1 protein-coding gene is annotated in these 502 nt (G+C 62.2%); it reads left to right on the top strand.

All coding sequences use genetic code 11. The annotated features are described in order from the left end of the window. The coding region (locus J7528_RS24240) for a GDP-mannose 4,6-dehydratase (RefSeq protein ID WP_291879960.1) at window positions 1-502 on the top strand (502 nt) is incomplete at both ends.

The following is a 502-nucleotide window of genomic DNA, read 5'->3' as shown; positions in this document are numbered from 1 at the left end:
TTCATAGGCTCTGCCGTGGTCCGCCTCCTCGTTGGTAACGGCGTCCGCGTCGTCAACCTCGACAAGCTGACCTATGCCGGCAACCTGGCATCGCTGAAGACGGTCGAGGACGCGCCGAACTACCGCTTCGTCAGGGGCGATATCGGAGACATCCCCTTCGTTCTGTCGCTGCTGCGCGAAGAGCAGATCGAAGGCATCATGCACTTGGCTGCCGAGAGTCACGTCGATCGTTCGATCGACGGGCCCGGCGCGTTCATCGAGACGAATGTCGTCGGCACGTTCCGTCTGCTAACGGCAGCCCTCGAATACTGGCGCGGTTTGGACGACGATGGGCGGAAGGCATTTCGCTTCCACCACGTCTCGACCGACGAGGTGTTCGGCGATCTGCCGTTCGACGAGGGCTTCTTCACCGAGGACACGCCGTACGCGCCTTCCTCGCCATATTCGGCGTCAAAGGCGGCTTCGGATCACTTCGTGCGCGCCTGGCATCACACCTATGGCC

Origin of the sequence: Caulobacter sp. (genome assembly GCF_017744445.1) — a bacterium.
Lineage (GTDB): Bacteria > Pseudomonadota > Alphaproteobacteria > Caulobacterales > Caulobacteraceae > Caulobacter.
The sequence above is the reverse complement of the archived record's forward strand: the minus strand, read 5'-3'. Positions and strand labels throughout refer to the sequence as shown.